Origin of the sequence: Amycolatopsis sp. NPDC057786 (genome assembly GCF_042797905.1) — a bacterium.
Lineage (GTDB): Bacteria > Actinomycetota > Actinomycetes > Mycobacteriales > Pseudonocardiaceae > Amycolatopsis.
Window position 1 is genome coordinate 132471 of the sequence record NZ_JBHVKW010000002.1, and the last position, 26881, is coordinate 159351.

Sequence of the window (26881 nt, forward strand, 5' to 3'; positions counted from 1 at the left end):
GTCGACCGGAACGCGTCGGCCGTTCCATCGGACTCCAGGTGGAGACGAAGATCCGCCGGCGACGACGGCACTGCCCGCGCTTCACCGGAGCCCTCCCGGGACGTGCATCTGCACGTGCACTTTGGCGAATTAACGGAGCGTCAGCGTTGGACCGGTGTTGACGACTCCGGGTGATCGGCGGAGATTTTTCCGCAATCTCAGCATTTTGGGGGAACCTCAACCCCGGCGAGGACTGACCAGTCCGGATTCATAGGCGAGCACCACCAGCTGCGCCCGGTCGCGCGCCCCGATCTTGGTCATGATGCGGCTGACGTGCGTGCGCGCGGTCGCCGTCGAGATCACCAGATGCGCGGCGATCTCGTCGTTCGACATACCGCCGGCGACCAGGCCGAGGACCTCGCGTTCGCGGTCGGTGATCTCGCGGACGGCGCTCACGTCGATGCGGCGGTTCTCCGGCCGGTCGACGAACTCCGCGATCAGCCGTCTGGTCACGGTCGGGGCCAGCAGGGCTTCGCCCGCGGCGACCACCTTCAGCGCCCGCAGCAACTCCACCGGATCGGTGTCCTTCAGCAGGAACCCGCTCGCGCCGGCGCGCAACGCCTCGTAGACGTACTCGTCCACGTCGAACGTGGTCAGGACCAGGACCTTCACCCCGGCCAGCTCGGGATTCGCGGTGATCCGCCGCGTCGCTTCGAGCCCGTCGACGCCGGGCATGCGGACGTCCATCACGACGATGTCCGGCCGGTGTTCGACGGCGGCCGCGACGGCCTGCTCGCCGTCACCCGCCTCGGCGCAGACCTCGAATCCGTCCTCGGTCTCCAGCAGAACCCGGAAACCGGCGCGCACCAGCACCTGGTCGTCGGCGAGAACCACCCGGATCGTCATTCTTCCCCCTTGATGGGCAGGTCCGCGCGGACCTGGAAGCCGCCGTCCACCACGGACGTCGTGAGCACTCCGCCCAGCGCGGCCGCCCGTTCGGACATGCCGCGCAGGCCGTGCCCGGGCGCGGGATCGACGGCGCCACGGCCATCGTCGCGGACGAGCAGCGTCAGCGCACCGGTTTTCCGCTCGAAGCTGACGTCGACGCCCCGTGCCTGATGCGCGTGGCGGACCACGTTCGTCAGCGATTCCTGCAGGATCCGGTACGCGGCGCCGTCGACGGGCGCGGGCAGCTCCCCCGGCTCGCCGTCGACGCGGACCTCCAGCCCGGCGGCGCGAGCGTGCTCGAACAGCTCGTCGGCCTGGGCGAGGCTCGGCGCGGGCGCCTTGTCCTCACCGGAACGCAGCACGGCCAGCGTGGCGCGAAGGTCCTTCAGCGCCGAAGCGCTCGCGTCCTTGATGTTCAGCAGCGCCTCTTTCGCCTGCTCAGGCCGCCGGTCGGCGACGTGCGCGGCGACCCCGGCCTGGACGTTGATCATCGCGAGACTGTGCGCGACGACGTCGTGCACCTCGCGGGCGATGGTGAGCCGCTCCTGCTCGGCCATCCGGTGCCGGTGCTCGTCGGCCTGCTCGCGGCGAGCACGCGCGGCCGCCATCCCGTTGCGCACCGCCGTCCCGATCCCGACGACCGCGATCACCCAGACCAAGCCCAGCCCGGCCCGCAGATCGAAGCCCGGCAGCCCGTGCCGGGCGAACAACGCGATCCCCGCCGCCGCCAGGAGCGCTCCGCCGGCGCCGCCGGCGACGATGGGCCCGCGGATCCTGGTGAGCAGGAACAGCGCGATGGTCGGCAAGACGATCGCCGGACCGCCCGGATTGCCGGACGTGTAGTAGCCGAGCGTCAACGCGGAGGTGAGCAGGAAGATCGTCAACGGGAAGCGGTGGACGACCAGCAGCGGCACCGCGATGGCGACCAGCCACAACACCGCGGACGTGGTCATCTGCGGCGCGTCCGGCTGCCAGCGCGAGGCACCGCTCGTGGCACCGAGGACGAACCCCAGCGGCAGCACCACGCGCAGCACGCGGCCCACCCAGAGGGTCCACGGAAACCGTTCTTTCAGCAGCACAGGACGAAAGCTACCCGCGGCGGGGGCGGATCGCGTCCGTTGAAAAGCGGCTTCCCCGCTACGCCGCCTGCGGTAGTCGCCGCAGGACCGAGATCATCATCAGCACCCCGCCGATCACCTGGACGGCCAGCACCGCCACCCGTCCGGTGGATCCCATGGTGAGCGCGCTGAACAGAGCCCACGTCCCCGTGCCCGCCATCGCCCCGGCACCGGTCCACACCAGCACCAGCCGCGGCCAGAACCGTCCGCGCGACACGTTCGCCAGCGCGATCGCGGCGAGCACGACGAGTACCGCGATCACGAAGTCCTGACCTCGGGCCGCCATACCGCCGGTCCCGAACGCCCAGATCGTGTGGCCGACCGCCGTGACGAGCGCGGCGACGATGCCGAGCAGGCCCGCCACACCGATCGTGCCCGGCTTCACGGTGCCGGTGACGACGAACCACCAGCGATCGCGGGCGTAGAGCACGAACGCGGTCAGCAGCAGGATGCCCTGCCAGGCGAAGCCGCCGTAGACGACGGCCCAGACCCAGTTCTCCAGCGGCATTTCGGCCAGTTGCGCCGTGGACAGGTCGGCGACGATCACCGGGAGGTCCAGCACGATCGGCGCGAGCAGCCCGGTGCCGATCCAGATCGGGAACAGGACCAGCGGCGCGGGGATCCGGCGGCCCCAGGAGTAGGTGAACGCCAGCGCGAGGATCACCGCGACGACGTCCATCCCGCCGGTGGCCAGATTCGCGAACATCATCAGGTCGGAGTCCACAAAGGACGGATCGCGCAGGCCGAGGCTGCCGCCGGTGACCCAGGACGCCTTGAGGGTCAGGTACGGGAGCGTGCCCAGGATCGCCGCGTAGCAGACGATCAGGCGAGCGTTGGAGATCTTGGGTGGAGCCATCGCTACGGTCATGCACTCCAGCGTCGGCGTTCACGCCGCCGAAAGGCTCCCTCGCGAGCTTGGTCCGTCTCCCCCGTCAGAAGGAGCTGGGCAGCTTCGCGGCGGTTTCCTCGTCCGCCGGAGTCAGCGTCGCCAAGGAGATCTCGGAACGCCGCCCGAGGTAGAGGTACGAGAATTCGAAGCGCAGCAGGCCGACGTCCGGGTGCAGGTAGCGTTTGAGGACGATCCGCTCGCCGGAGACGTCGTGCTGCTTCCACATCCGCTCGAACAGCTCGGACTCCTGCCGCAGCCGTTTGACCAGGTTCTTCCACGCCGGTTCGGCGAGATGCTCGGCCATCGCCGCGCGGAATCCGGCGACCACGCGGGGCAGGTTGACCTCCCAGTCCGGGAGCCTGCGGCGCCACTCGGGATTGGTCAGGCACTGGATCAGGGTGTTGCGGTCCTCGAACGGAATCGCGTCGAGGCCGCCCAACAACCAGTCGTAGGCCCGGTTGTAGGCGAGGATGTCGCACCGCGCGTTGCGCACGCAGACCGGGAACGGCTCCAGTTTGTTCATCATCCGGTAGACGTTCTGGCTGAGGAGTTTGCAGTCCTTCTCCAGCGGTGGCTCTGGCGCGCCGGCGAGGGTGAACAGGTGTGTGTGCTCGTGCGGGTCGAGCCGCAGGGTCCGCGAGATCGCGTCCAGCACCTGCTCGGACGCGTTGATGTCGCGGCCTTGTTCGAGCCACGTGTACCAGGTGACCCCGACCCCGGCCAGCAGCGCGACCTCCTCGCGGCGCAGTCCCGGCGTGCGGCGCCTGCCGCTGATCGGCAGGCCGACCTGGTCCGGGGTGATGCGCTCGCGGCGGCTGCGCAGGAAGGCGGCCAGTTCGTGCCGTCGCACCTCGGCCACTCGCGAATCGACGGTCATGGTCACCTCATCAGGTTCGCAAAGCTCTAAGCCGGTTACCAGGTAGTGGCGGTACCAGGATAAACACACTCCTGGTACCAGGTTCCTGCTCGGCTGATCGTGGTACTCATGACATCCACGCAAGTTTCGGCGACGCCCGCCCGCGTCGCCGTCGACCCGGCCCTGACCTCGGCGGGTCTGGTCACCGTGCTGCTGGGGGCGGCACTTCCGCTCGTCGATTTCTTCATCGTCAACATCGCCCTGCCCGCGATCGGGTCGGATCTCCGCACCTCGTCCGCCACCTTGGAGCTGGTGGTCGCGGCCTACGGGATCGCGTACGCCGTCCTGCTCGTCGTCGGCGGACGGCTCGGTGACGCCTTCGGCCGCCGCAAGCTGTTCCTGATCGGGCTGGCGTCGTTCACCTTCACTTCCCTGCTCTGCGGGATCGCGCCGACGGCGTTGACCTTGGTGCTGGCACGGGCCGCACAGGGGGCGGCCGCCGCGCTGATGCTGCCGCAGGTGCTGTCGATCATCCAGGCGACCACGACCGGCGAGCGCCGGTCCAGGGCGCTCGGTCTTTACGGCGCGACGGCGGGGCTTTCGATGGTGCTGGGCCAGTTCCTCGGCGGAGCACTGGTCGCCGCGGATCTGTGGGGTACCGGGTGGCGGCCGATCTTCCTGGTCAACGTGCCCGTCGGGATCGCCGGTCTGCTGGTCGCGCGGCGGCTGATCCCGGAGAGCCGCTCGCGGAACCCGCTCGGCGTCGACCGTCCCGGCACGGTCCTCCTGGCGATCGCGTTGGTGTCGCTGCTGCTCCCGCTGGCGGAAGGGCCGGTGCTGGGCTGGCCACTGTGGACGATCGCGCTGCTCGTCGTCTTCCCGTTCGCCGCGGCCGGATTCGTCCACGTCGAGCGCCGGATGGAACGCCGGGGCGGTGTCCCGCTACTGCCGCCATCGGTGATGCGGCTGCCGAGCGTGCGGCAAGGGCTGCTGGTCGGGGTGCCGTTCTTCGTCGGGTTCAGCGCGTTCATGTTCGTGTTCGCGGTGACACTGCAGGACGGCCTGCACCTCGGCCCGCTGGGGTCCGGCCTGGTGACGGCGCCGCTTTCGCTCGCGTTCTTCGCGATGTGCCTGGTCAGCAGCCGTCTGGTGACGCGGTTCGGGCAGCGGGTGGTGGCCGCCGGTCTCTCGGTGCAGCTGCTCGGGCTGCTGACGCTGATCGGCACCGTGCTGCTGGAGTGGCCGGATCTGGGGGTGCTCGATTTCGTGCCGGGGATGCTGCTGTGCGGTCTCGGCCAGGGGCTGGCGATGACGACGGTGTTCCGGATCGTCCTGTCGAAGGTGCCGCCGGAGATCGCCGGGGTCGGCAGCGGGATGCTGACGACTTCGCAGCAGGCAGCGATGGCGTTGGGCGTGGCGACCCTGGGGACGTTGTTCGCCTCCGCCGGCGCCGGGCCGCTCGGGATGAAGGGTGCGTTCGTGCTGGTCATCGGGATCCAGGCGGTGCTGACGGTCGGGGTGATCACGGTGGCCCGGCGGCTGCCGGATCCACGGAACTGAGAAAGTTCGGTTTCACCCGTCGGAGTTGTGGCTTCCCGAGCGACGATGGGGATGTGACGGAACCACGGGTGCATCGGGACCCGGCCTTCGCGCTGCTCTCGCTCTACGAGACGGCGTTGCCGGAGGTCTACGGGTACCTGCTGTCCCGGTGCGGTGATCGCACCCTCGCCGAGGAGCTGACGTCCGAGACGTTCCTCGGCGCGGTGAGGGCCTGTCGCAAGGAGTTCGCACCTCCAGTGAGCACCGGGTGGCTGATCGGCGTCGCCCGGCACAAGCTCGCCGATCACTGGCGGCGCAAAGCACGTGAGGAACGCGGGCTGCGGCTCGTCCACGAGGAGGACTACACCGATCCGTGGGACGAACAGCTGGATGCCCTTCTGGCGCGCGAAGTGCTCGCGTCGCTCGGGGCGCATCACCAGGCCGCGTTGACGCTTCGCTACGTCGACGGCCTCCCGGTACCGGAGGTCGCCGGCCATCTCGAGCGCACGGTGCACGCCACGGAGGCGTTGCTCGTGCGGGCCCGTGCCGCGTTCCGGCGTGCTTACCAGGAGAAGGAGGGTCGCGATGCCTGATCCGTTCGACGCGCTTCGCGCGCCCTCGCAGCCTGTCGAGCCTGACCCGCTCTTCGCCGCCGAACTGCGCGACAACCTTCGTCGCGCCGTCCTGAACGGAGCCGATATGACGGAAACAGCCGAAGTACGTTCCCTGACGCCCTATCTCGTGGTCACCGACGCCCGTGCCGCGCTCGATTTCTATGTCGAGGTGTTCGGGGCGCGGCGACGGTCCGATCCGATCGTGATGGAGGACGGCCGGGTCGGGCACGCGGAACTGGCCATCGGGGACAGCGTGCTGATGTTCGCGGAGGAATTCCCCGAGCTGGGCATCGTCGTGGCACCCGCCGGTGGCCCGCTGATCCGGGTCGAGGTCGCGGACGTGCACGTGTCGGCCGCACGGGCCGTGGAGCTGGGCGCGGAGCTGCGGCGTCCCGTCGCGGACGAAGGCCACGGGCTGAGCGGAGAGATCAAGGACCCGTACGGCCAGCGGTGGCTTCTCGCGCAGGCGGCGCCTCGGCCCGCTTCGGCCGCTACGCCGATCCGGCACGGCGAAGCGGGCTACTTCACCTTCCAGGTCCCCGACGACGAACGCGCGAAGGCGTTCTACGGCGCTGTTCTGGGCTGGCAGTTCTCGCCCGGGCGGGTCGAAGGGGGCTGGGGCGTCGAAGGTTCCGGCCTGCAGGGCGGACTCTGGGGCGGCCCGGGGCGGCAGGTGGGCTGGAAACTCATGTACGCCGTCGACGATCTCGCCGCCGCCCTCGACCGTGTCCGCGCCCAAGGCGGCCAGGCAGGCGAAACCGAACAGCAGCCCTACGGCCTGAGCGCCGACTGCGTGGACAACCAGGGCATCGAGTTCTGGCTCTGGGAACAGCCGCGCTCTTGACCTCGTCAGCGTCAGCGGCCGGCGGCGTAGCCCTGCATTCCGCGCGCGTTCGCGGCGGCGCGCAGGACACCGCCGGACCGCGACACGGCCGAAAGCCGCCCGAGCGCCCAAGGTCCTGCGTCGACGACAGCGTGGCCGCGCGCCGCGAGAGCGTCCATTGTGGACTGACCGAGCCGCGATTCGACCACCAGTTCCCGCGGCGTCCACGAACGCGGATAGAACGAACTCGGGAACGCGGTCGTATGCCAAGCGGGCGAGTCGATCGACTCCTGCAGGTTCAGCCCACCGAGCGTGTGCGCCAGCCAGAAACACAGCTGCCACTGGTCCTGCTGGTCGCCGCCGGGCGTCCCGAACGCGAGCACCGGCTCGCCGTCACGCAGGCCCATCGACGGCGAAAGCGTGATCCGCGGCCGCTTCCGAGGCGCCAGCGAGTTCGGCAAACCCTGTTCCAGCCAGAACATCTGCCCACGCGAGTCGAGACAGAAACCGAGCTCCGGGATCGTCGGGCTCGATTGCAACCAGCCGCCCGACGGCGTCACCGAGATCATGTTCCCTGCCGCGTCGACGACGTCGATGTGCACGGTGTCCCCACGAGTCTCGCCCAGCGGCCCGACCGTCGGCTCCCCCGTCGCACCGGAACCGGATTCCAGCCCGCGCAGCTTTTCGAGAATCGCGGGCAGCCGCGGCGAAGGCCCTCCTGGCCGGAGTTCGGCGGACGCTTCTTCGGTGATCAACGCGCGGCGGGCGTCCGCGTACTCGCGGGAGAGCAGCAACTCGATCGGCACGTCGGGCGAGTCCCCGTACCAAGCCTCACGATCCGCGAACGCCAGCTTCGTCGCCTCGACGGCCAAGTGCACCGTGCGTTCCGTCGGGATACCGTCCACATAGGACAGTTCATCGCGCAGGCCGTCCAGCAACCGCGCCTGCTGCAGCAACGCCGGGCCCTGCGTCCAGGCGCCCATCTTCACCAGGCCCCAGTCGCCGAAGTCGACCTGCAGCGCGTCCTCGTACGTCGCTTCCCAGCCCGCGATGTCTTCGCCGGTCAGGAGCCCGGCGTGGTCGCGCCCGGAATCGTCACGGAAGGCCTTGCGGCTGAACGCTTCGATCGCTTCGGCGACGAAACCTTGCGACCACGCGCGGCGTCCGGCGTCGATCTGCGCCTCTCGGCCACTGACCGACTCGGCCTCGGCGACCAACCGCTCCCAGGTGTCCGCGAGGGCCGGGTTGCGGTGCAGCCCTTCGGCGGGCTTGCCGTCCGGTAACCAGAGCGCCGCCGACGTCGGCCAATGCCCGGTGAAGAGGTCCTGCACCGCGCGGATCGTGTCACCAACCCGGCTGACCAGCGGAATCCCGTTGCGCGCGTACGAGATCGCGTAGCCGAGCACGTCGCGCAACGACTTCGTGCCGTGATCCCGCAGGAGCAGCAGCCAGCCGTCCCAGGCGCCCGGGACGGTCGCGGGGAGCAAGCCGCTGCCGGGAATCAGGTCGAGTCCGAGATCCGCGAAGTACTCCGGCGTCGCGGCCGCCGGCGAGACCCCCTGACCTGCGAGGGCTCGCGGAGTCCGATCCGCGGCGGTGACGAAGATGCCGGGGACCTGCCCCGCCGGGCCGCACAGATGCGGCTCGGCGACCTGCAGGACGAACCCGGCCGCCACCGCCGCGTCGAAGGCGTTGCCGCCGTTTTCGAGCACCGCCATCCCGGTGGCCGAGGCCAGCCAGTGCGTCGATGCCACCATGCCGTGGGTGCCGGCCAGTTCCGGCCTGGTCGTGAACACGAGGCCGATACTACGCTTTGCTAACTACTTTTTCAGTCCCAGTAGTTGAAGAGGGCTTCGCCGAGGTTGTCGGGTCGCCAATACCTGGCTTCGCGATCGTTCACCCATGGCGGCACCGTGAGGTCGATCGGCGCTTCAAGCTCTGCCCGCGTGTACAACCGGTACTCGGGAAGTAGTTCTCTCAGAACGGCCAGCAGGCCCGGCTCGTCGACGAAGGTGATCGATCCGTAACTGACGGGCGCTTCGGCGATTCCGAAGATCTCGCACCTTCGGCCATCCCACTCTTGCGCCCACAACACCGCGGCGGTCCGGTGTGGATAGGCGATCTCAGCCTGCTTGAAGTTCCCCGGCTCCGGGTACGACGAGAACTGGGTGATCCGGCCGCGCGTTCGTCGAGCCGCCTCGTAACAGACCTTCCGGAACTCCTTCTCCTCCATCACCCACCGAAACTATCCCCGCGCGGCCACCGGAGCGTCATAGTTTTCCAGCGTCGCCGCGTTCGCCGCCCGCGAGGTGATCCACGTGAACACCTTCGTCATCGGCCGCGAACCCAGCACCCGGTACAGGAAGTTGCGGTAGCCGAGCATGAACCGGGTCTTCGGCGCGAGGAACGTGCCGATCCCGGCCGCCTGCTTCTGCGAGACCTTCACCGGACCGCGCAGCTTCTCTTCGTAACGCGCGAAAGCGGCTTCGTGGTCACCCTGCGCGGCGGCGAGTTCACCCGCCAGGACGTACGCGCCCATCATCGCGAGGCCGGTGCCCGAACCGCCCGGACCCGCGCACCAGGCCGCGTCTCCGAGCAGCACGACCCGGCCCTGCGACCACTTGTCGAGGTGGATCTGGCTGAGCGAATCGAAGTACAGCGCGTCGACGTCGGCGAGGCCTTCCAGCAGCGTCGGGGCTTCCCAGCCGAAGTCGGCGTAGCGCTCGACAAGGGCCTCCTTCTGCGCTTCGACGTCGCGGCGACGCACCTCCAGCGAGTCCGACGCGAAGACAAAACTGACGTTGAGTGCCGAGCGGTCACGACCGCTGGCGACCATGACCGTGCGGCCGGGGACGCTGCAGATCTGGCCGAGGTGGTCGAGGCCGAGGTGGTTCGGCACGGTGAAGCCGGCGGTGTGGAAGCCGAGGTCGGTACGGAATCGCTCTTCGTCGCCGAACGTCAGCCGCCGCACGCCCGAGTGCAGCCCGTCCGCGCCGACGACCAGGTCGAATCTGCGCGGTTCACCGTGGGCGAAGCTGACGTCGACGCCGTCCGCGACCTCGTCCAACCCGGTGATCCAGTCACCGAAGACGTACTCGACGTCGTCTTTCGTGTGGTCGTAGAGGATGCGCGTCAGATCACCGCGCTCGATCTCGACTTCGCCGCTGAAGAAGACCGACGGCATCTGGGCGACCTTCTTGCCTCGCGTGTCGACGATGACCTGCGCGCCCATCGCGGTCTCCTTCGCACGGATGTCGTCGAGGATTCCCATGCGTTCCAGCAGGGCCATCTGCTCACCGCGGAAGTCGACCGCGCTCCCGCCTTCGCGCAGCGCCGGGGCGCGCTCGACGACGGTCGGCGTGAAGCCGCGCTTCCGCAGCCAGAAGGCGAGGGCCGGGCCCGCGATGCCGGCGCCGGAGATCAGAACGGTGGTGGTCATGGCTGCTCCTCGAGGTTTCGGTGTGCCGAGACCGACCGTACGGCAGATTTGCACGCTTGGTCAATCCATCTGGTTAAACCGCTTGGATAAACCGCGTGGTCTAGGATCCCGGACATGGGTAATCGCGAGGACCTGATGGCGGGCGCCATCCAGTGCTTGAAGGAAAAGGGCTGGTCACGCACCACGGTGCGGGATATCGCGGCCGCCGCCGGGGTCAGTCACGCGGCGATCGGCTACCACTTCGGGTCGCGCGAAGCCCTGCTGCTGACGGCGTTCTCCCAGGCGATGGACGAGTGGGGCCGGGAAGTCCAGCGGGAGATGATGAGCGCCGTCGATCCCCACGCCTCAGCGGACGAGCAGTACCGGGCGTCCTGGCACGCGATGATCGACTCCTACGGGCGCAACCGGCAGCTGTGGCTTGCCTCGATCGAGGCGTTCGTGCAGTCCGAACATCACCCTGAGCTGCGGAAACAACTCGCCGCCGCGCAGCGCGAGGGCCGCCGGGGGATAGCGGCGGGCATCCTCGGGATCGACGAGGACACCCTCACCGAGGCGGACGAGCGGCGGATCGGCGCGGTGGCCACGGCCCTGAACTCGGGCATCATGCTTCAGCACATGCTCGATCCGGAGAACGCGCCGTCGGCCGAGGAGGTCGTGGATGGGCTGATGAAGCTTGTCTCCCTGGTGCAATGAAAGGTCCTTTCCTTGCAAATTTCGCAAGGAAAGGACCTTTCATAGCACCCGCGGGAGGCAGGCAGGTCAGGAGACGGCGACCTTCCGCCGCAGCGCCGCCCGCGGCCGCCCGACGCCCTGCCACGACAGGCCGGCGTCCAGGATCCGTTGCGGGTCAAGGAGATTGCGCGTGTCGACGACCGCGTCGCCGTCCATCTGCTCGGCCATGTAGGTCCAGTCGAGCCGCTTGAACTCGTCCCATTCCGTCAGCACGACGACGGCGTCGGCCGCCTTCGCGACCTGGTACGGGTCGTCGACCACGGTCATGCCGTCGATGTGGCCGCCGACGGCGGGGTCGTAGGCGGTCAGTTCCGCGCCGAGCGCGCCCAGCACCGAAGCGACCGCGAGAGCGGGTGAGTCGCGCAGGTCGTTCGTCCCGGCCTTGAACGCCAGCCCAAGGATGCCGATCCGCGAACCGGCCAGCGTGCCGCCGACCGCGCCGGCGATCTTCGCGACGATCCGGTCCCGCTGCGCGATGTTCTCCTCGATGGCCGAGGTGAGCAGCGTGAAGTCGTACTGCACTGACTCGGCGACGCGGACCAGCGCGCTGGTGTCCTTCGGCAGGCACGAGCCACCCCAGCCGGGGCCGGGTTTGAGGAACGAGCGGCCGATGCGCCGGTCGTAGCCCATGCCTTCGGTGACCAGGTCGATGTCCGCGCCGAGGCGTTCGCACAGTTCGGCGATCGAGTTCACATAGGACAGTTTCATCGCGAGGAAGCAGTTCGCCGCGTACTTCACCAGTTCCGCGCTGGCGGCGTCGGCGACGACGACCGGCGCGGCGAGGTCGGCGTAGAGATCGCCGACCCAGCGGGCGGCCGCGACGTCGTCCGAACCGACGACGATCCGGTCGGGGCCGAGGAAGTCCTCCACGGCGGTGCCCTCACGCAGGAACTCCGGATTCGACACGACCGGCACGTCCGTGCGGCCGAGCATCGCCTGGATACGCTTCGACGTCCCCACCGGGACGGTCGATTTGGTGACCAGCGCGCACCCCGGCGGGATGACGTCGCCGATCTCGTTGGTGACAGCCTCGACGGCCCGCAGGTCCGCCGAGCCGCCCGCGCCCATCGGCGTTGGTACACAAAGGAAAACGGCCTCCGCGTCGCGAACGGCGTCGCGCGCGCCGACCACGAACTCGAGTCTCCCGCTGGTCAGCCCCCTCGACACCAGCTCGGACAATCCCGGCTCCAGGATGTCCACTCGTCCGGCGGAGAGCCTTGCGACCTTCGCCTGGTCGACATCGACGCAAGTGACTCGATGCCCCAGGCCTGCCAGGCAGGCTCCCGTGGTCAATCCGACGTAACCGGTCCCCACCACCACGATCCGAGCAGCGCTCATGCTGCTGAAGGTGACAGCCGGAGTTGACCTCCAAACGAACGGAATGCTTCAGGTCCGAATACTCCTCACGACATGCTGCGCACCCGAGTGAGCCATCCCACCCGGGCCCGATGCGAACGAGCGTTAACCTATGAACGGTTGTCGACGAAAGGGAGAACATGCAGATCACCGATACCGCGGCGCTGGTCACGGGTGGCGCGTCCGGGCTCGGCGGCGCGACCGCGAAGGCGCTCGCCGCGAAGGGCGCGCGGGTCTTCGCGCTGGACCTCGCCGGTGCCATCGCGAACGCCGAGCAGATCGAGAACGTCACCTACGTCGAGGCCGATGTCACCGACCCGGAGCAGGTGCGGGCCGCGGTCGCGACCGCCGCCGAATCCGGGGTGCCGCTGCGGACCGTGGTGAACTGCGCCGGGATCGGGCCGTCCGCGCGGATCCTTTCGAAGAAGGGCCCGCACGACCTCGCCCTGTACGCGAAGGTCGTCCAGATCAACCTGATCGGTTCCTTCAACGTGCTGACGCTGGCCGCCGAGGCCATCGCCAAGACCGAGCCGCTGGCCGACAACGCGCGCGGCGTCATCATCAACACCGCGTCGGTCGCCGCCTTCGACGGCCAGATCGGGCAGGTCGCGTACTCGTCGTCCAAGGGCGGCATCGTCGGGATGACCCTGCCCGCCGCGCGCGACCTCGCGTCGCACGGCATCCGCGTGCTGACCATCGCGCCGGGCATCGTCGACACTCCGATGCTGGCGACGGTGAGCGAGGAATTCCGCGCTTCGCTGGCCGAGGGCGTTCCGTTCCCGAAGCGGCTCGCGCGGCCGGACGAGTACGCGCAGCTCGCGCTGTCGCTGATCGACCACGACTACCTGAACGGCGAGGTCATCCGGATGGACGGCTCGCTGCGCATGGCCCCTCGCTGAGCCTCTCCCGCGTGCCATGAAAGGTCCTTTCCTTGCAAAATTTGCAAGGAAAGGACCTTTCATGGCGCGTCAGGGACGGGTGAGGCGGACGTCCACGCCGATCCCGGCGGTGGTGACCTCGCACGTCCGGAACGTGGTTTCCGCGACCAACCCACGGAAATCGACCGGCGTGTACGCGCGCCGCCGCAGTTGGCCGAGGGTCTGACGGGTCGCCAGCGCGGCCAGCTTGCCGAGCTTCATGCTCTCGACCTCACGCACGATGTCGCCGTCGGTCGCGTCCCGGTTCATGTCCTGCACCACGGCCGTGCCACCCGGACGCAGCACGCGGTACATCTCGTCGAGCGACTTCACCGGCCACACGAAGTTCTTGAACGCGGCCTGACAGACGACGAAATCGAACGTCTCGTCGCCGAACGGCATCGCCGCGACGTCGCCCTCGCGGAACGAAACGTCGACGCCTTCGGTCCGCGCGTACTCGCTCGCGATCTCCACGAACGTCGGCGCGACGTCCAGTCCGGTGACGGAGAACCCGAGCCGCGCCAGCTCGACGGCGAAGTAGCCGGGGCCGAAGGCGACCTCGAGGATCTTCGCGCCTTCCGGCAGGTCGGCCGTGAGTTCGCGGGCCTGCGTCCGCCAGAGTTCGATCTGCGGTTCGGTGCCGCGTTGCCGGGCGTAGTTCCGCGCCAGCGCGCCGCCCATCTCCGGGATGAGCTTGAACCGCTTCCTGTCCTTGATGTTCGTCATGGTTACTCCAGGTCGGTTTCCCGGAGCCCGGTTATCCTCAAGGTGCCGTTTCGTGGCCGGGTTCCGGTTGCGGGATCGTCCACCCCGGCGGGGTGCTGCAACACCTCGCCGGGGCTCTTTCGACTAGCCGGTGTTCCCCCTTTCTGCCAACAGGGCCCGCCATTCGGCGAGGCCGGGCATCGAGCCGGAAGTCAGTTCCCCGAGGACCGAGCGGACCCATTCGGCTTCCGCCACTCGGATCGCCAGGTGGTATTCGAGTTCGAGCAGCACCAGCCGCGGGATCTCCTCGATGAGCCGCGCCAGTTCGGCCCGGGTCGCGGCGATGTCTTCGTCCAGCGCGGCCAGCCGGGTGCGGAACAGGGCGATGACCTCGTCCGGCCCGAGCCAGCCCAGTACCGACAGCCCTGCGACGAACTTCGGCACCTCCGGCGCGAGTTCGGCCAGCAGTTCACGCAGCCAGTCGAGCATTTCGTCACGGCCGTCGTCGGTGATCCGGTACACCGTTCGCTCAGGACGGGCGCCGTCGCGACCGCTCTCGACGGCCTCGATGAACCCGTGTTTCCGCAGGTTGCCGACGACCGTGTAGAACGAACCCCATTTGATCCCCATGTCGCGGTCCTTGCCGCGGCTCTTCAGGATCGAGGCCATTTCGTACGGATGCATCGGCCGCTCGTTCAGCGTGGACAGGATCGCCAGCGCCAGCAGATTCCCGACCTTCCGCCGCTTCACGCCGCCTCCTCGTTTACGAGTACTCGTCTACGAGTATCCGCAGGGACGCGCGTGATGGCAAGCTTCCCGGCGATCGGGTGATCAGAGGTCGTTCATGTACGGCACGGACGTCTGCGCGTGGTCGGTCATCCAGTTCCGCAGCGCGTACGTCGCGAGGACGTCGTCCTCGTTGTAGCGCAGCAGGCGCTCCCGCTGGGCGGCATCCGGGATTCCGCCGTCCATGCCGACCGCGTCGCGGTACCACCGCATCGACGCCTCGCCGCCTGCTTCCGGGTCGCGCCAGGCGAATCCGGCGACCGGCGCGATCACCTTGAGCCCCTTGCCCTGCGAGCAGAGGAACTGGTCGGTGACGCTGCGGAAGAGATCGATCCACTCCTCGGAGTCCACAAAGGACGCGATCTCGGCCTTCTTCGGCACACCGGGGTACTCGCCGAACCGGTCGGCGGAGCCGAAGAGCCAGCGGTTCTCGGCGAGCGCGTTGTAGCAGTAGGCGCGGAAGGTCAGGCCCGCGGCGAGCGTGCGCTCGCGGACTTCGGTGAACCAGGCCCAGAACTCGGCGAACGACCGGGCCTCGTCCGCGGTCGGCAGCGGCTCCCACGTCGCGAACGCGCGATAGCCCTGCTCCATCCCGATGTCGGCGCCCGTCAGCAGCGAACCCCACAGGTACGCGCCGGAATCGCCGAAGCTCTCCATGTCGACGTCGATCTCGACGTCACCGCGCGGAACCTCGACGCGGTCGACCTTGCGCACCATCGTGAGATCGGCGAGCCAGGCGCGCGCGAGGATGATCGCGTCGGCGAACGTGCCGCCGGTCCAGTTCATCGGCGGCGGTTCGTCGGCCGGATCGAGCGCGGCCAGCTTGTCCACTGTGGACACCCCGGCACGGCGGAGCTCCATCGCGTCCTCGCCCCGGACGACCAGGCTGACGTCGCGGGTTTCGGTGAGCACGACCTCGCACGTCGGCCACCACGGGCAGCGGCGGCATTCGAGGACGCGGGACGGCTCGGCGAGCGGCTCCTCGCCTTCGGCGGCGGCGCTCGCGATGGCGAGCCTGTCCACGAAGCGGCTCTGGTACTCCGTCAGCGCGCTCCGGCCGCCCGGCCAGGTGGCCGCGGACAGGTCGTGCCAAACGACGACGTCCGCGTCGAGCCCGATGACGCCGCCGACGGCGCGGTGCCCTTCGTGCTTTCCGAGCGCTTCGAGCATCCGGTAGAGGTGCGCGAGCCGCATCTGGTCCCGCGGCTGCGAGCGGACCTTTCGCGCCGGATCGGGCACCCGGTTCGCCGGGTCGAGGTCGGTCATCACCGTGGTCGGCGCGCCCGCGCCGCGATCGGTGATGCGGTGCCGCACGACCAGCACAGGCACGTATCCGTCGCCGGTGTGAACCAGGAGCTCGGAACCGCCACGCCGGTGCCCGGCGCGATCCACCGGGAGCAGCGCGCCCCAGATGTAGCGCGCTTCGGCGGCGAAGGCCTCTTCGGTGAGCTGCACGCGCTCGGCGGCCGGGAGGTCTCGGGGGATCTTGACCCAGGTCGCGTCGGGTCCCGTCGCCTCCATGAGGCGCTGCGCGATCGCCTCGCGATGCGCTGAAGCGTCGGCGATCCGCTGCTGCGCGGCGGGGTCGGGCGGGGCGAGCGGGACCTCGCGCATCGCCGGATCGTGTTCCAGGTGCACGCGACGCCGGCAGCGGCTCACCGCTCCCGCGTCCAGTAGCACCTCGTTACTCACAGGCAACACTCTAGAAGGCGTCCGGCAAGCCGACATGCCCGCCACATCGGGGACCAGTAAGTTCGTCTGTGACACAGCGTGGGAGGTGCCATGGCGCGCAAGGCCAAAGCCGTCGAGGGCGAAGGCAGGTTTACCCCGAAGAAGGCGAAGAACGCCGTCGCGGTGGCCAAAGTGCTCGGACCGGCCGTACTGCCGGTGATCGCGCCGTACGCCGTTCGAGCGGCGGGTGCCGCGCGAGAGCTGTACGACCGTTATCAAGCGAAGAAGCTCGGTGTCGCCGTCGACCAGCTCGGCGAGTACAGCGGACGCGGTGCCGCGCTGCACGCGCGGATCGCGGGGCTGACGCAGGGGCTCGCGGAGCTGAAGAGGTCCGCGAAGGCGACCGACGCCGACGCGGCCTTCGCGAAGGACACGCAGGGGACACTGGAGCAGCTTTCGGCGACCGTCCGCGCTTCGGAGCGGATGCCGGCCGCGCGGCGGAAGGCGGCGCACCGGGCCGTGGCCGGGGAGCTGGACCAGCTGGAGGGGAAGCTGCTGCACCGGCTGGGGATCTGACCTGCTCGTGAGTGGCTAGGACGGTTAGAACCGTCCTAGCCACTCACGAGGCCTACTTGATGAAACCCTTTTTCTTCATCCACTCGTAGGCGACCTCGCCCTGGTCACGGCCGTCGACGTCGACCTGCTTGCACAGCTCGATCATCTGCTCATTGTCGATGGCCGCGGCGACGGCTTCGAGCGGACCCCGCAGTTCCGGATGCTGCTTCAGGAATTCCGTCCGCAGCGTCGGCACGGCGTTGTACTGCGGGAACGCCTTCTTGTCGTCTTCGAGGACGCGAAGGTTGAGCCCGGCGATCCGGCCGTCGGTCGTGAAGATCTCGCCGATCGGGCAGGTCCCGCTCGCCACGGCCGAGTAGATCGTGCCGATGCCGAAGTTCTTGATCACCGGGTTCTGGAACCCGTACGCCCGCACGGCGGCGGGGAAACCGTCCTGGCGGCTGGTGAATTCGGTCTCCAGGCAGAACACGTTCTGGTCCGGCTTCCGCTTGAGGAACGCCGCCAGATCCGACGTCGTCTTCAGGTTGTTCGCCGCGCCGTAGGCCTCGGTGACCGCGAAGGCGTACTGGTCGTTGAGCGGCGAGTAGTTCAGCCAGGTGACCCCGAACTTCGCCTCGTCCGCCGCCTTCGTGGCCTCGTACTGGGCTTGTTCCCCGCCGGGGACGGGGAGTTCGTTGCCCTGGTAGTTGATCCAGCCGGTGCCGGTGTACTCCCACGTGACGTCGGTCTGGCCGGCGAGCAGCGCCTGCCGCGACGAGTTCGAGCCCTTGATGTCGGTCAGGTCGACGACGTCCGCGCCCGCCGCGGAAAGCGCCATCTCGGCCATGTAGCCCAGGATGATGTTCTCGGTGAAGTCCTTCGACCCCACCGTCACCTTGACGCCTTTGAGCGATTCGATGGGCTGGATCGAACCGGGTTCGATCTTGTACGGGAGCGCGGTGTTGACCTCCAGCCCGCACGCGGAAAGCGTGCCGCACAACAAGACCGCGCCGAACAGTGCTTTCAGACGTCGCATGTCAGCGCAGTCCCTTCGGTCCGAAGAACTGTTCCGCCACCGCACCGAGCCAGTCGACCAGCAGCGCCAGTGCGACGGCGAGCACCGAGCCGGTGATCAGCACCTTCGTCAGGTTGAGCTTGTAGCCGGTGTCGATGAGCAGGCCGAAACCGCCGGCGTTCACGAACATGCCGAAGGTCGCCGTGCCGACGGCCAGCACCAGCGAGGTCCGCAGACCGGCCAGGATCAGCGGGACGGCCAGCGGGAGCTCCACCCGCCACAGCACGCCGGAGGCCGACATGCCGATCCCGCGGCCGGCGTCGATCAGCGAGGGCTCGACCTGCTGCAGGCCGACCATCGTGTTCCGCAGCACCGGAAGCAGCGAGTAGAACGCCAGCGGCAGCGCCGCGACCCACAGCCCGCCGGTGGCGCCGGTGACGATGAACCACAGCACCAGCACACCGAGCGCGGGCGCGGCCTGGCCGATGTTCGCGACCGCCAGGAAGACCGGCGCCGCCCATTTCGCCCACGGCCGCGTGACGAGCACGCCGAGCGGCACCGCCACGGCGACCACGATCGCGGTGACCACGACGGTCATCGCCAGGTGGTCGCGCAGCGCGGCCAGCAGCCCGGCGACGTTGAGGGTTTCCTTCTCGGTCGCGGTGAGGTCGCTGGCGAAGACCCAGATCAGCACCCCGGCGACGATCAGCAGCACCGCGGCGGGCTGGGCGAACAGCCGGACCCGTTCGGCGCTTCTCGACGAGGATTCGGTGGAGAAGCCGGTATCGACGGTGGCCGTCATGCGGTCACACCTTCCGCCGGGCTGTCGTCGGAGTGCTCCTCGCGCAGCTGCTGGATCGTCGAGATGACGGTGTCGAGCTCGATCGTCCCGGCGTACTCGCCGCGCGCGCCGGTCACCGGGACGCTGCCGCCCTCGGCGAGCATGGCTTCGAGCGCGTCCTGCAGGGTCGACTGGAGGCTGACGTAGTCGCGCAGCGGTTTGCCCGCGGTCGACAACGAAGTCGCCTTCGTCAGCTCGCGGACGTGCACCCACCGCATCGGACGGCGGCGCTGGTCGAGCACCAGCACGAAATGCTTCCGCTGCTGAGTCAGCTTCTCGCGCACCGAAGACGGCGACTCGCTCACCGTCGCCGTCAGCGCGTCCTGCTTCAGCTCGACGTCGCGGACCCGCAGTAGCGTCAGCTGCTTCAGCGAGGCGCCGGCGCCGACGAAACCGGCGACGGTGTCGTCGGCCGGGTTCGCGAGGATCGCGTCGGGGGTGTCGTACTGGAGGATCTTCGACTGGTTGCCGAGCACCGCGATCTTGTCGCCGAGCTTCACGGCCTCGTCGAAGTCGTGGGTGACGAAGACGATCGTCTTCTTCAGCTCGCTCTGGAGCCGCAGCAGTTCGTCCTGCAGGTTGCCTCGGGTGATCGGGTCGACCGCGCCGAACGGTTCGTCCATCAGCAGCACCGGCGGATCCGCCGCGAGCGCCCGCGCGACGCCGACGCGCTGCTGCTGTCCACCGGACAGCTGACGCGGGAACCGGTCGCGGAAATCGGCCGGGTCCAGCCCGACCAGGTCCATCATCTCCTCGACCCGGTCGTCGACCTTCTTCTTGTCCCAGCCGAGCAGCCCCGGCACCACGGCGATGTTCTGCGCGACGGTGAAATGCGGGAACAGCCCGGCCTGCTGGATCGCGTAGCCGATGCGACGGCGCAGGGTGTCGACGTCGAGCTTCAGCGCGTCGTCGCCGCCGATGGTGATACGGCCCGACGTCGGCTCGATCAGCCGGTTGATCATCCGCATGGTCGTGGTCTTGCCGCAGCCGGACGGGCCGACGAAGACCACGATCTTGCCGGCGGGCACGACCATCGAGAAGTCGTCGACCGCGGGTTCACGGGTGCCGGGGTAGCGCTTCGTGACGTTTTCCAGCTCGATCTCGACGCCGGATACGGTTTCAGGAGACTCAGCCACGGACACCCCTAGAGACGGTCAAACGGTTGATCAGGACGTAAACGGCGTCGAGGACCAGCGCCAGGACGACCACGCCGAGCGTCCCGGTCAGTGCCTGGTTGAGGGAGTTCGTGCTCCCCGCGTTGGTGAGTCCGGAGAAGACCTCCGAGCCGAGGCCCGGTCCCTTCGCGTAGGCCGCGATGACCGCGATGCCCATGAGCATCTGCGTCGCGACCCGCATCCCGGCGAGGATCGCGGGCCAGGCGAGCCGCAGCTCCACCCTGGTCAGCACGCCGAACCGGCTCATGCCGATCCCGCGCGCCGCGTCGCTGACAGCCGGATCCACACCGCTCAGCCCGACGATCGTGTTCCGCACGATCGGCAGCAGCGCGTAGAGCACGAGGGCGATGACGGTGGTGTTCGCGCCGAGGCCGAACACGGGGATGAGAAGCCCCAGGAGGGCGAAGGAGGGGACGGTGAGGATCGTGCTCGCCAACGCCGTGGCCACGGCCGACCCGATCGGGCTGCGGTAGACGGCGACGCCGATCACCACGCCGAGGACGGCGGCCAGGATCGTGCACTGCACGACCGCGCTGACATGGAGGAGCCCTTGGAGGGCGAGTCTGTCCCACCGATCCGAGATGTACTCGAAGAGATTCATCGCGTGCTGGTTCTCCCGCCGCCTCTGGGTGAGACTCCTCACCCATTCGGAGTAGCTGTATCGGGAGCCTGACTACCCAAAAGCCGCGCGGTCAAACCCCTGTTTACCGCTTCTTTGCAGCAACAGTTCCCCATTCGGCCTAGATGGGCAAACGCACACGCCGTCTTTCCCGCTGCTCACCAGCCGGGAGGAGATCGACCACCCGGACGTACGTCGAATACCCTTCACCCGTGAGTAAAGGCAGCCATCACCGAAGCGCGTTACGCGCTGTGCGTGGTGGCTTGCTCGGCGTGAGCTCCGCGGCGCTGGCCGTGACCGCCCACCTGATCGGGGACGGCGATCTCCCCGATACGGCGATGACGCTGTTGCTCACCGTGCTGATCGGCTGGAACGCCGCCGCGCTCGCCGCGAAGGCGCGCGGGCCGCTGGCCACCATCGTCGACCTCGGCGCCGGTCAGGTCGTGATGCACCTCGTGCTCAGTTCGCTGAGCACGCACGAGCTCGCGCATGACCGACCGGCCCCGATCTCGGGCGGCCTCGCGATGACCGTCGCGCACGTCGTCGCCACGCTGATCACCGCGGTGCTGCTGGCCAAGGCCGACGGGCTGCTGCTCGGCGTCCTCTCCTGCCTGCGCGCGCTGGTCCCGTTCATCCTCAACGCGCTCCCGGTGCCCGCCGCGGTGGCGGCCCCGGTGCTCGCCCGTCCGGCCGGACCCGGGCACCTCGTCCGGGTGGACCTCCGCCGCGTCCACGGCAGGCGCGGCCCGCCGCTGTACTCCTGAACCCCAGCTCATCCCCGTAATCGGCGCGGTCCCCGAACCCGCCGTCTCAATCACGTTCAGGAGTTCTTCGTGTCCAAGCACGTCTTCAAGCGCGCCGGTTTCCTGGCCGCCACCGTCGGGATCACCGGCCTGCTCTCGGCCGGGGTCGCCTCGGCCCACGTCAGCGCCAACGTCTACGGCCCTCAGCCCGAAAAGGGCGGCTACGGGTCGATCTTCTTCCGCGTCCCCAACGAGGAGAAAGACGCAGGCACGGTCAAGGTCGAGATCACCATCAAGCCCGAATACGCCCTCGGTTCGGTGCGCACCCGGCCGATGCCCGGCTGGAAGGCCGAGGTCGTCAAGTCCAAGCTGCCCAGCCCGGTGACCACCGCGTCCGGTACGCAGATCACCGAAGCCGTCACCAAGGTCTCCTGGACCGCGGAACCCGGCACCAAGATCGCCGCCGGTTCGACCGAGTTCCAGGAGTTCCAGATCAGCGCGGGCCAGTTCCCGGCCACCGTCGACAAGCTGGAGTTCCCGGCCGCCCAGACGTACGAGAACGGCAAGGTCGTCAACTGGGACCAGCCGACCCCGGCCTCCGGCGAGGAGCCGGAGCACCCCGCGCCGGTCGTGAAGCTCGCCGAGAAGAGCGGTGACGGGCACGGTGGCGGCCACGGCACCGACGCGAAGGCCTCCGAGGAATCCCACGCTTCGTCCTCCTCTTCCGACAACACCGCCCGCTGGCTCGGCGGCGCCGGCCTGGTCGTCGGCGCGCTCGGCCTCGGCGTCGGCGCCGGTGCCACCCTGCGCGCCCGCCGCGCCACCGCCGTGTCCGGCAAGAGCAACACCGAGGGAACCAAGTAGATGCGTAAAGCGATCGTCGCGCTGGCGATCACCGGGGTGGCGTGGCTCGCCACCGCCACCCCGGCGCTGGCGCACAACGTCCTGATCTCCTCGGACCCGGCGAAGGGCGCTTCGATCGCCGCCGGGCCCGCGAAGATCACGCTCACGTTCGACCAGTACGTGCAGAACGCGAACGTCAACCAGATCGCGGTCATCGGACCGGGCGGCGGCCAGTGGGCCGAAGGCCAGGTCGAGGTCCGCGACAGCGTCGTGACCGTGCCGCTGCGGCCGCTCGGCCCGGCGGGCGAGTACAAGATCGGCTACCGGATCCTGTCCGCGGACGGGCACGCCGTGACCGGTGAGGTGCCGTTCACGCTCACCGCCGCGGGCACCGGGACCCCGGCGAGCGCCGACGCCGCGCGCAGCAACGCGGGCCAGGCCGAGACCACCCCGGCGACCGGCGGCGAAGGCACGTCCGGCGTGCCGATCTGGGTGTGGATCGCGGGCGCCGTCGTGCTGCTCGCCGTCGGACTGACCGTCGCGCTGCGCACCGGCGCGGGTGACAAGGAGAAGAGCGGCTCATGACCCAGGCCGAGACCACCTCGCGTGCCCGCCTCGCCGTCCTGTTCTGCGTGGTGACGGCGGGCATCGTCGGCGCCCTGATCGGTGTCGCGCTGACGGCCACCGCCCCGGTCCCCGGGGTCGCGCAGGTCAGCGAGGTGGTCTCGGTCTCGATCCCGATCGTGCGGGTGCTGCTGGACATCTCGGCGGTCGCCACGATCGGGCTGGCGCTGCTTTCGGTGCTGGTCGGCTACGACCGGCCGAAGCTCTCCGAGCCGATCATGCGGATCGCGCGGCCCGCGAGCGTCGCGGCCGCGCTGGTCTGGGCGACCACCGCGCTCGTCGCGCTGATCCTGCAGACCGCCGAATACCGCCCTGGTTCCAGCACGCTGTCGATGTCGGACGTCGGCAGTTACATCGCCGACGTCGGCGCCGGGAAGGCACTGCTGATCGTGGCGGTGCTGGCCCTGCTGCACGCGGGGCTAGGCGTCCTCGCCCTGAAACACGGTGAGAAGGTGCCCGCCGAGGTCCGCGTCGGGCTCGGCCTGTTCGCGCTGCTGCCGCTGCCGGTCACCGGGCACGCCTCGAACTGGAACTACCACGACTACACGATGATCTCGATGGAACTGCACGTGATGAGCGCCGTCGCCTGGACCGGCGGGCTCGGCGCGATGGCGGTGCTGCTCGTCGGGAACCGGACCCTGCTGGCGCACGCCCTGCCGCGGTTCTCCAAACTCGCGACGCTGTGCCTGATCCTCGGCGCGGCGACCGGGCTGTTCAACGGGCTGATCGAGATCTCACTGAACCCCTCGCTCGGTTTCTGGGAAGGCGTCTTCACCACGCCGTACGGGCAATTGGTGCTGCTGAAGCTGTTGTGCACCGGCGTGATCGCGGGCCTCGGCGCGTACACGCGGTGGAAGCTGATGCCGCGGATCGTGCGGCACAACCGGACGGCGCTGGCCGCGTGGGCGACGCTGGAACTGACCGTGATGGGGCTCGCGTTCGGCTTCGCCGTCGTCCTCACGCGAGCCCCGGTCGTGCCGACGACCTAGGCGTAGTGACCTGAGCTGTGGCGTGTCGCGAAAGCCACTTTCGGGACGTCTGGTGTCCCGAAAGTGGCTTTCGCGACATGAACACCGGGGCGCGCGCTCCAACCCCTCAGTTCTCCACCGCGTACCGCAGGAGCACGACGCCGTTCTGGAACGCGGTGGCCTCGATCGGCTTCAGGTCCCGCCGATCCTCGAACACCCGCGTCCCCTTGCCGAGCGCCACCGGGCAGACCATCATCCGGACCTCGTCGACGAGGCCCGCGTCCAGCAGCGACCGCATCAGGGTCAAACTCCCCCACAGCCACAGGTCCTTGCCGCTCTGGTCCTTGAGCTCGCGGACGGTGGCGGCCGGGTCGCGCGTCACGGTCGCGGCGGGGAAGCCGCCCCACGGGGCGTCCTCCAGTTTGGACGAGGCGACGAACTTGGTGAGGTTGTTGAGTTTCTCGCCGTACTCGCCCTGTTCTTCGGCGTGGGGCCAGTAGTCCTTGGACATGGCGTAGGTGTTCGCGCCGAGGATCATCGTGTCGACCGAATCGACGAGCCCCATCACGCTCGCCTTGAACGCGGGCTCGGTCTTCTCGGAGAAGGGCTCTCCCGACACGAAGCTCAGGCCGCCGTCCTCCTCCGCGGCGAAGTTGTCGACGGTGACCCACTGCTGGACGATGAGTTTGCGCATGTCCGTCCCTCCGGTTCGCGCGGCCACTCCGGCCGCGTCCGCCCCGGGGACGAAGCCGTCGAGCCGGTCTCGACATCACCGGCGCGACTTTTCGCGAGCTGTTACACCCCTTGCTCCATCCGGCCGCATTTGACCGATTTCGCTGTCCTCGCCGGACCCGCGCCGGGATGCTCTACGCGTTCGCTGGGGTTAACCCGAAGAGGGGAAGGTAGATGGGCGGCCCGTTGCCGGGTGAAAGTGAAGTCAGCACGCCACAGGTACCGCGCCAGCGATCGGCGGTGAAGCTCACCAGACAGGTGAGTTCGGGGCCGCGTCAGCTCCCGCCCGCACCCGCGCATTTCACCAATCGCGCGGCCGAGCTCGCGTTGCTCGAAAACCTCCTCGCCGAGGACGACATCGACGGACCGGCGGTGCACCTGATCAGCGGTCAAGGCGGGATCGGGAAGACGGCGCTGGCCACCGCGTGGGCCCGGCACCTGGGCGATCGGTTCCCGGACGGGCACCTCTGGGCGGATCTCGGCGGCTTCAGCGCCAATGGCCCGCTCTCCGCGAGCGAAGCGCTCGGCCGGTTCCTCCGCGCTTTGGGCGTTCCGCCGGAAGGGCTGCCGGCGGACGTCGAGGAACTCATCGCCCTCTACCGCACGACGACCGCCGAGCGGCCGTTGCTCGTGCTGCTCGACAACGCGGGATCGACCGAACAGGTGCTGCCGCTGTTGCCCGCCGGCGGCGGAAGCCTCGTGATCGTGACGTCGAGGCGCCGTCTGGGCAGGCTCCAGACCGAACATCGCGCGCGGCTGATCGAGCTGGCCCCTTTCGGTTCCGCGCACAGTGCCGAGCTGCTTGGCCGCGCGGTCGGCGCGGATCGGGTCGGCGCCGAAGCCGCGCAGGCGCGGGCCATCGCCGAGCTGTGCGGCGGTCTCCCGATCGCCCTCACCACGGTCAGCGCCAAACTCGCCGGACGGCCGAAGATGTCGCTGGAGAAGATCGCCACCGAGCTGGGGAAGGAATATCGTCGACTGGCCACGCTCTCGACGAAAGAGGCGCAATCGGTGGAAGCCAGCTTCAACCTCTCCTACGACGAACTCCCCTCGGACGCGGCCGCGCTGTACGCGGCACTCGGCCTGCATCCCGGACCCGACTTCGGCGTCGGCGTGGCCGCGGCGTCGATCGCAGTCCGCGAGGAGGTCGCCGAAGACCTGCTGGACCAGCTCGTCGACGTCGGCCTGCTGATCGACCGCGGCGACGACCGCTACACCTTCCACGACCTCGCGCGGCTGCACGCCAAGGAGAAGACGGCGGGCAACGAATACGACCGCGACATCGCGGTGCGCCGCATGCTCGAGTGGTACCTGCACACGGCTTCCAAGACCACCGCGATGACGGTCCCCGACCAGGACCCGATCCCGTACCGGTACGAATACCGGCCGCCGTCGCCGGTCTCGTTCGAGTCCGCCGACGAGGAACTCGCCTGGCTCGAACGGGAACGCGAGAACCTCATCGCCGCCGTCGAGACCGCCGAAACGTGGCAGCTGCCGGAACTCGGCTGGCAGCTCGCCGCCGCGATGTGGCCGCTCTTCCTGCTACGCAAGCACTATCCGGACTTCCTGAAGGTGAGCCAGGCGGGCGTGCGGTGCGCGCGGGCGTGGGGCAACGCCTCCGCCGAGGCCCTGATGCACAACCGCAGTGGCGCCGCCTGCCGCGGTAGCGGCCGGTACGACGAGGCCGTCGCGCATTACGAGGCCGGCCGCGAAGCCGCGCGGAAGGCCGGGGACGAGGTCGTCGAGATCCGGTCGGTGGAAGGGCTCGGCCTGGTCGCGCTGGCGCGGGGCAGGCTCGAAGACGCGGTGAAGTGGTTCACCGAGGACCATCGGCTGAGCGAACGCCAGTCCCGCACGCACGACGTCGGGCTCGCGCTGATCAACCTCGGCTCGACCCAGCTCAAGGCCGGGCGGCCGGAGCCCGCGATCGAGCACCTCACCCGCGCCCGCGAGGTACTGGCCGCCGATCCGTACAACGTGGCCCGCGCCCGGACCGAACTCGGCCGTGCCCTCACCGCGGCCGGGGATCTCGCGGCCGCGCGGACCGAACTCGAAGCGTCGCTCGCCACCATGGAGGCCAGCGGGTCGCGGTTCGAGGTCGCCAGGGCGCTGGCCGCCTTCGGCGAGGTCGCCGAGGCGGAAGGGAACCCCGAGGAAGCGAGGCGGTTCTACGACCGTGCGTTGCCCATCCTCGTGGGCCTCGGACGCCCGGAGGCTGACGCTCTGCGCACGCGGCTGGAGCAACTCTGACCCGGCGGCCCGATCGGTACCCGGCGACCGGGTGAACTCACCGTTCCGAATGACGCAGCGTAGTTGCAAGTTGCACATTCGGGGGAGCATTGGGCCGGGAGAAGTGATTAGCCCTGCCGAATTCGTCACCGATTGATCGACGAA

27 protein-coding genes are annotated in these 26881 nt (G+C 69.1%); 11 read left to right on the forward strand and 16 right to left on the reverse strand.

Features of this window, described 5'->3' with window-relative positions:
- Window positions 1–216: 216 nt before the first annotated feature.
- From ACFVM3_RS02315 to ACFVM3_RS02330, 4 genes are all read right to left on the reverse strand, one after another.
- Complete coding sequence (locus ACFVM3_RS02315; protein ID WP_257483619.1) at window positions 217–885, reverse strand: response regulator transcription factor; 669 nt, start codon at window positions 883–885, stop codon at window positions 217–219.
- The gene (locus tag ACFVM3_RS02320) at window positions 882–2006 is read right to left on the reverse strand and encodes a sensor histidine kinase (protein ID WP_378434803.1); all 1125 of its coding nucleotides are present in this window, start codon (window positions 2004–2006) and stop codon (window positions 882–884) included. Before ACFVM3_RS02320 ends, ACFVM3_RS02315 begins: the two co-directional genes overlap by 4 nt.
- 58 nt (window positions 2007–2064) lie before the next feature.
- A complete protein-coding gene (locus tag ACFVM3_RS02325) occupies window positions 2065–2913 on the reverse strand; it encodes a hypothetical protein (RefSeq protein ID WP_378434805.1) in 849 nt (282 codons plus the stop codon).
- A gap of 64 nt (window positions 2914–2977) precedes the next feature.
- Window positions 2978–3811, reverse strand: coding sequence for a helix-turn-helix transcriptional regulator (locus ACFVM3_RS02330; RefSeq protein ID WP_378434807.1), 834 nt, complete (start codon window positions 3809–3811; stop codon window positions 2978–2980).
- 108 nt (window positions 3812–3919) lie between these two features.
- On the opposite strand from ACFVM3_RS02330, the gene ACFVM3_RS02335 reads away from it, so the two are divergent.
- From ACFVM3_RS02335 to ACFVM3_RS02345, 3 genes are read left to right on the forward strand one after another with little or no spacing between them, the layout of a single operon-like run.
- On the forward strand, window positions 3920–5350 hold the full coding sequence (locus ACFVM3_RS02335) for an MFS transporter (protein WP_378434809.1): 1431 nt from the start codon (window positions 3920–3922) through the stop codon (window positions 5348–5350).
- A gap of 53 nt (window positions 5351–5403) precedes the next feature.
- On the forward strand, window positions 5404–5922 hold the full coding sequence (locus tag ACFVM3_RS02340) for an RNA polymerase sigma factor (RefSeq protein WP_125679217.1): 519 nt from the start codon (window positions 5404–5406) through the stop codon (window positions 5920–5922).
- Window positions 5915–6787 carry a VOC family protein gene (locus ACFVM3_RS02345; protein WP_378434811.1) on the forward strand — a complete coding sequence of 291 codons (873 nt, stop codon included), beginning with the start codon at window positions 5915–5917 and terminating at the stop codon, window positions 6785–6787. The genes ACFVM3_RS02340 and ACFVM3_RS02345 overlap by 8 nt, the downstream gene beginning before the upstream one ends.
- 11 nt (window positions 6788–6798) lie before the next feature.
- Here ACFVM3_RS02345 and ACFVM3_RS02350 read toward each other — a convergent pair whose 3' ends face one another.
- Genes ACFVM3_RS02350 through ACFVM3_RS02360 form a run of 3 tightly spaced genes read right to left on the reverse strand, consistent with a single transcriptional unit; the run spans window position 6799 to window position 10205 of the window.
- Complete coding sequence (locus ACFVM3_RS02350) at window positions 6799–8562, reverse strand: gamma-glutamyltransferase family protein (RefSeq protein ID WP_378434813.1); 1764 nt, start codon at window positions 8560–8562, stop codon at window positions 6799–6801.
- Between the two features lie 32 nt (window positions 8563–8594).
- Window positions 8595–8999 carry a hypothetical protein gene (locus tag ACFVM3_RS02355; protein ID WP_378434976.1) on the reverse strand — a complete coding sequence of 135 codons (405 nt, stop codon included), beginning with the start codon at window positions 8997–8999 and terminating at the stop codon, window positions 8595–8597.
- Window positions 9000–9011: 12 nt separating this feature from the next.
- Window positions 9012–10205 (reverse strand): FAD-dependent monooxygenase, encoded by a 1194-nt coding sequence (locus ACFVM3_RS02360; protein ID WP_378434815.1) that lies wholly within the window; start codon window positions 10203–10205, stop codon window positions 9012–9014.
- Between the two features lie 114 nt (window positions 10206–10319).
- Between ACFVM3_RS02360 and ACFVM3_RS02365 the strand changes: the two genes are divergently transcribed.
- Window positions 10320–10898 carry a TetR/AcrR family transcriptional regulator gene (locus ACFVM3_RS02365; protein WP_378434817.1) on the forward strand — a complete coding sequence of 193 codons (579 nt, stop codon included), beginning with the start codon at window positions 10320–10322 and terminating at the stop codon, window positions 10896–10898.
- A gap of 66 nt (window positions 10899–10964) precedes the next feature.
- Here the strand turns inward: ACFVM3_RS02365 and ACFVM3_RS02370 are convergent, their stop codons facing one another.
- The gene (locus tag ACFVM3_RS02370) at window positions 10965–12275 is read right to left on the reverse strand and encodes a UDP-glucose dehydrogenase family protein (RefSeq protein WP_378434819.1); all 1311 of its coding nucleotides are present in this window, start codon (window positions 12273–12275) and stop codon (window positions 10965–10967) included.
- A gap of 158 nt (window positions 12276–12433) precedes the next feature.
- On the opposite strand from ACFVM3_RS02370, the gene ACFVM3_RS02375 reads away from it, so the two are divergent.
- Window positions 12434–13192 carry an SDR family NAD(P)-dependent oxidoreductase gene (locus tag ACFVM3_RS02375; protein ID WP_126732550.1) on the forward strand — a complete coding sequence of 253 codons (759 nt, stop codon included), beginning with the start codon at window positions 12434–12436 and terminating at the stop codon, window positions 13190–13192.
- 69 nt (window positions 13193–13261) lie between these two features.
- Here ACFVM3_RS02375 and ACFVM3_RS02380 read toward each other — a convergent pair whose 3' ends face one another.
- From ACFVM3_RS02380 to ACFVM3_RS02390, 3 genes are all read right to left on the reverse strand, one after another.
- A complete protein-coding gene (locus ACFVM3_RS02380; protein WP_378434821.1) occupies window positions 13262–13936 on the reverse strand; it encodes a class I SAM-dependent methyltransferase in 675 nt (224 codons plus the stop codon).
- 123 nt (window positions 13937–14059) lie between these two features.
- Window positions 14060–14665: a PadR family transcriptional regulator gene (locus ACFVM3_RS02385; protein WP_378434822.1), complete on the reverse strand. Its 606-nt coding sequence runs from the start codon at window positions 14663–14665 to the stop codon at window positions 14060–14062.
- A gap of 81 nt (window positions 14666–14746) precedes the next feature.
- On the reverse strand, window positions 14747–16393 hold the full coding sequence (locus tag ACFVM3_RS02390; RefSeq protein ID WP_378434824.1) for a TM0106 family RecB-like putative nuclease: 1647 nt from the start codon (window positions 16391–16393) through the stop codon (window positions 14747–14749).
- A 90-nt stretch (window positions 16394–16483) separates the two neighbouring features.
- Between ACFVM3_RS02390 and ACFVM3_RS02395 the strand changes: the two genes are divergently transcribed.
- Window positions 16484–16948, forward strand: coding sequence for a DUF6474 family protein (locus ACFVM3_RS02395; RefSeq protein WP_125679227.1), 465 nt, complete (start codon window positions 16484–16486; stop codon window positions 16946–16948).
- 52 nt (window positions 16949–17000) lie between these two features.
- Here ACFVM3_RS02395 and ACFVM3_RS02400 read toward each other — a convergent pair whose 3' ends face one another.
- Genes ACFVM3_RS02400 through ACFVM3_RS02415 form a run of 4 tightly spaced genes read right to left on the reverse strand, consistent with a single transcriptional unit; the run spans window position 17001 to window position 20559 of the window.
- A complete protein-coding gene (locus ACFVM3_RS02400; RefSeq protein WP_126732554.1) occupies window positions 17001–17963 on the reverse strand; it encodes a glycine betaine ABC transporter substrate-binding protein in 963 nt (320 codons plus the stop codon).
- A 1-nt stretch (window position 17964) separates the two neighbouring features.
- The gene (locus tag ACFVM3_RS02405) at window positions 17965–18744 is read right to left on the reverse strand and encodes an ABC transporter permease (protein WP_378434826.1); all 780 of its coding nucleotides are present in this window, start codon (window positions 18742–18744) and stop codon (window positions 17965–17967) included.
- Window positions 18741–19925, reverse strand: a complete 1185-nt coding sequence (locus ACFVM3_RS02410; RefSeq protein ID WP_378434827.1) for an ABC transporter ATP-binding protein — start codon at window positions 19923–19925, stop codon at window positions 18741–18743. The genes ACFVM3_RS02405 and ACFVM3_RS02410 overlap by 4 nt, the downstream gene beginning before the upstream one ends.
- Window positions 19912–20559 carry an ABC transporter permease gene (locus ACFVM3_RS02415; protein ID WP_007030477.1) on the reverse strand — a complete coding sequence of 216 codons (648 nt, stop codon included), beginning with the start codon at window positions 20557–20559 and terminating at the stop codon, window positions 19912–19914. The genes ACFVM3_RS02410 and ACFVM3_RS02415 overlap by 14 nt, the downstream gene beginning before the upstream one ends.
- Window positions 20560–20849: 290 nt before the next feature.
- Here ACFVM3_RS02415 and ACFVM3_RS02420 point away from each other — a divergent pair, with 290 nt between their 5' ends.
- From ACFVM3_RS02420 to ACFVM3_RS02435, 4 genes are all read left to right on the forward strand, one after another.
- On the forward strand, window positions 20850–21341 hold the full coding sequence (locus tag ACFVM3_RS02420; RefSeq protein ID WP_378434829.1) for a hypothetical protein: 492 nt from the start codon (window positions 20850–20852) through the stop codon (window positions 21339–21341).
- 69 nt (window positions 21342–21410) lie between these two features.
- Window positions 21411–22184 (forward strand): YcnI family protein, encoded by a 774-nt coding sequence (locus ACFVM3_RS02425; protein ID WP_378434831.1) that lies wholly within the window; start codon window positions 21411–21413, stop codon window positions 22182–22184.
- The gene (locus ACFVM3_RS02430; RefSeq protein WP_378434833.1) at window positions 22185–22748 is read left to right on the forward strand and encodes a copper resistance protein CopC; all 564 of its coding nucleotides are present in this window, start codon (window positions 22185–22187) and stop codon (window positions 22746–22748) included.
- Window positions 22745–23776, forward strand: a complete 1032-nt coding sequence (locus ACFVM3_RS02435) for a copper resistance D family protein (protein WP_378434835.1) — start codon at window positions 22745–22747, stop codon at window positions 23774–23776. The genes ACFVM3_RS02430 and ACFVM3_RS02435 overlap by 4 nt, the downstream gene beginning before the upstream one ends.
- A gap of 106 nt (window positions 23777–23882) precedes the next feature.
- Here the strand turns inward: ACFVM3_RS02435 and ACFVM3_RS02440 are convergent, their stop codons facing one another.
- On the reverse strand, window positions 23883–24449 hold the full coding sequence (locus tag ACFVM3_RS02440; protein WP_378434837.1) for a dihydrofolate reductase family protein: 567 nt from the start codon (window positions 24447–24449) through the stop codon (window positions 23883–23885).
- A gap of 278 nt (window positions 24450–24727) precedes the next feature.
- On the opposite strand from ACFVM3_RS02440, the gene ACFVM3_RS02445 reads away from it, so the two are divergent.
- Window positions 24728–26737: a tetratricopeptide repeat protein gene (locus tag ACFVM3_RS02445; protein ID WP_378434839.1), complete on the forward strand. Its 2010-nt coding sequence runs from the start codon at window positions 24728–24730 to the stop codon at window positions 26735–26737.
- The last annotated feature ends 144 nt before the right edge of the window (window positions 26738–26881 follow it).

What these genes read in the sequence shown, in the direction of transcription:
- ACFVM3_RS02315 (WP_257483619.1), bottom strand. Translation starts at nt 885, where the DNA reads ATGACGATCCGGGTGGTTCTCGCCGACGACCAGGTGCTGGTGCGCGCC.
- ACFVM3_RS02325 (WP_378434805.1), bottom strand. Translation starts at nt 2,913, where the DNA reads ATGACCGTAGCGATGGCTCCACCCAAGATCTCCAACGCTCGCCTGATC.
- ACFVM3_RS02330 (WP_378434807.1), bottom strand. Translation starts at nt 3,811, where the DNA reads ATGACCGTCGATTCGCGAGTGGCCGAGGTGCGACGGCACGAACTGGCC.
- ACFVM3_RS02335 (WP_378434809.1), top strand. Translation starts at nt 3,920, where the DNA reads ATGACATCCACGCAAGTTTCGGCGACGCCCGCCCGCGTCGCCGTCGAC.
- ACFVM3_RS02345 (WP_378434811.1), top strand. Translation starts at nt 5,915, where the DNA reads ATGCCTGATCCGTTCGACGCGCTTCGCGCGCCCTCGCAGCCTGTCGAG.
- ACFVM3_RS02355 (WP_378434976.1), bottom strand. Translation starts at nt 8,999, where the DNA reads ATGGAGGAGAAGGAGTTCCGGAAGGTCTGTTACGAGGCGGCTCGACGA.
- ACFVM3_RS02360 (WP_378434815.1), bottom strand. Translation starts at nt 10,205, where the DNA reads ATGACCACCACCGTTCTGATCTCCGGCGCCGGCATCGCGGGCCCGGCC.
- ACFVM3_RS02365 (WP_378434817.1), top strand. Translation starts at nt 10,320, where the DNA reads ATGGGTAATCGCGAGGACCTGATGGCGGGCGCCATCCAGTGCTTGAAG.
- ACFVM3_RS02370 (WP_378434819.1), bottom strand. Translation starts at nt 12,275, where the DNA reads ATGAGCGCTGCTCGGATCGTGGTGGTGGGGACCGGTTACGTCGGATTG.
- ACFVM3_RS02375 (WP_126732550.1), top strand. Translation starts at nt 12,434, where the DNA reads ATGCAGATCACCGATACCGCGGCGCTGGTCACGGGTGGCGCGTCCGGG.
- ACFVM3_RS02380 (WP_378434821.1), bottom strand. Translation starts at nt 13,936, where the DNA reads ATGACGAACATCAAGGACAGGAAGCGGTTCAAGCTCATCCCGGAGATG.
- ACFVM3_RS02395 (WP_125679227.1), top strand. Translation starts at nt 16,484, where the DNA reads ATGGCGCGCAAGGCCAAAGCCGTCGAGGGCGAAGGCAGGTTTACCCCG.
- ACFVM3_RS02400 (WP_126732554.1), bottom strand. Translation starts at nt 17,963, where the DNA reads ATGCGACGTCTGAAAGCACTGTTCGGCGCGGTCTTGTTGTGCGGCACG.
- ACFVM3_RS02405 (WP_378434826.1), bottom strand. Translation starts at nt 18,744, where the DNA reads ATGACGGCCACCGTCGATACCGGCTTCTCCACCGAATCCTCGTCGAGA.
- ACFVM3_RS02415 (WP_007030477.1), bottom strand. Translation starts at nt 20,559, where the DNA reads ATGAATCTCTTCGAGTACATCTCGGATCGGTGGGACAGACTCGCCCTC.
- ACFVM3_RS02430 (WP_378434833.1), top strand. Translation starts at nt 22,185, where the DNA reads ATGCGTAAAGCGATCGTCGCGCTGGCGATCACCGGGGTGGCGTGGCTC.
- ACFVM3_RS02435 (WP_378434835.1), top strand. Translation starts at nt 22,745, where the DNA reads ATGACCCAGGCCGAGACCACCTCGCGTGCCCGCCTCGCCGTCCTGTTC.
- ACFVM3_RS02440 (WP_378434837.1), bottom strand. Translation starts at nt 24,449, where the DNA reads ATGCGCAAACTCATCGTCCAGCAGTGGGTCACCGTCGACAACTTCGCC.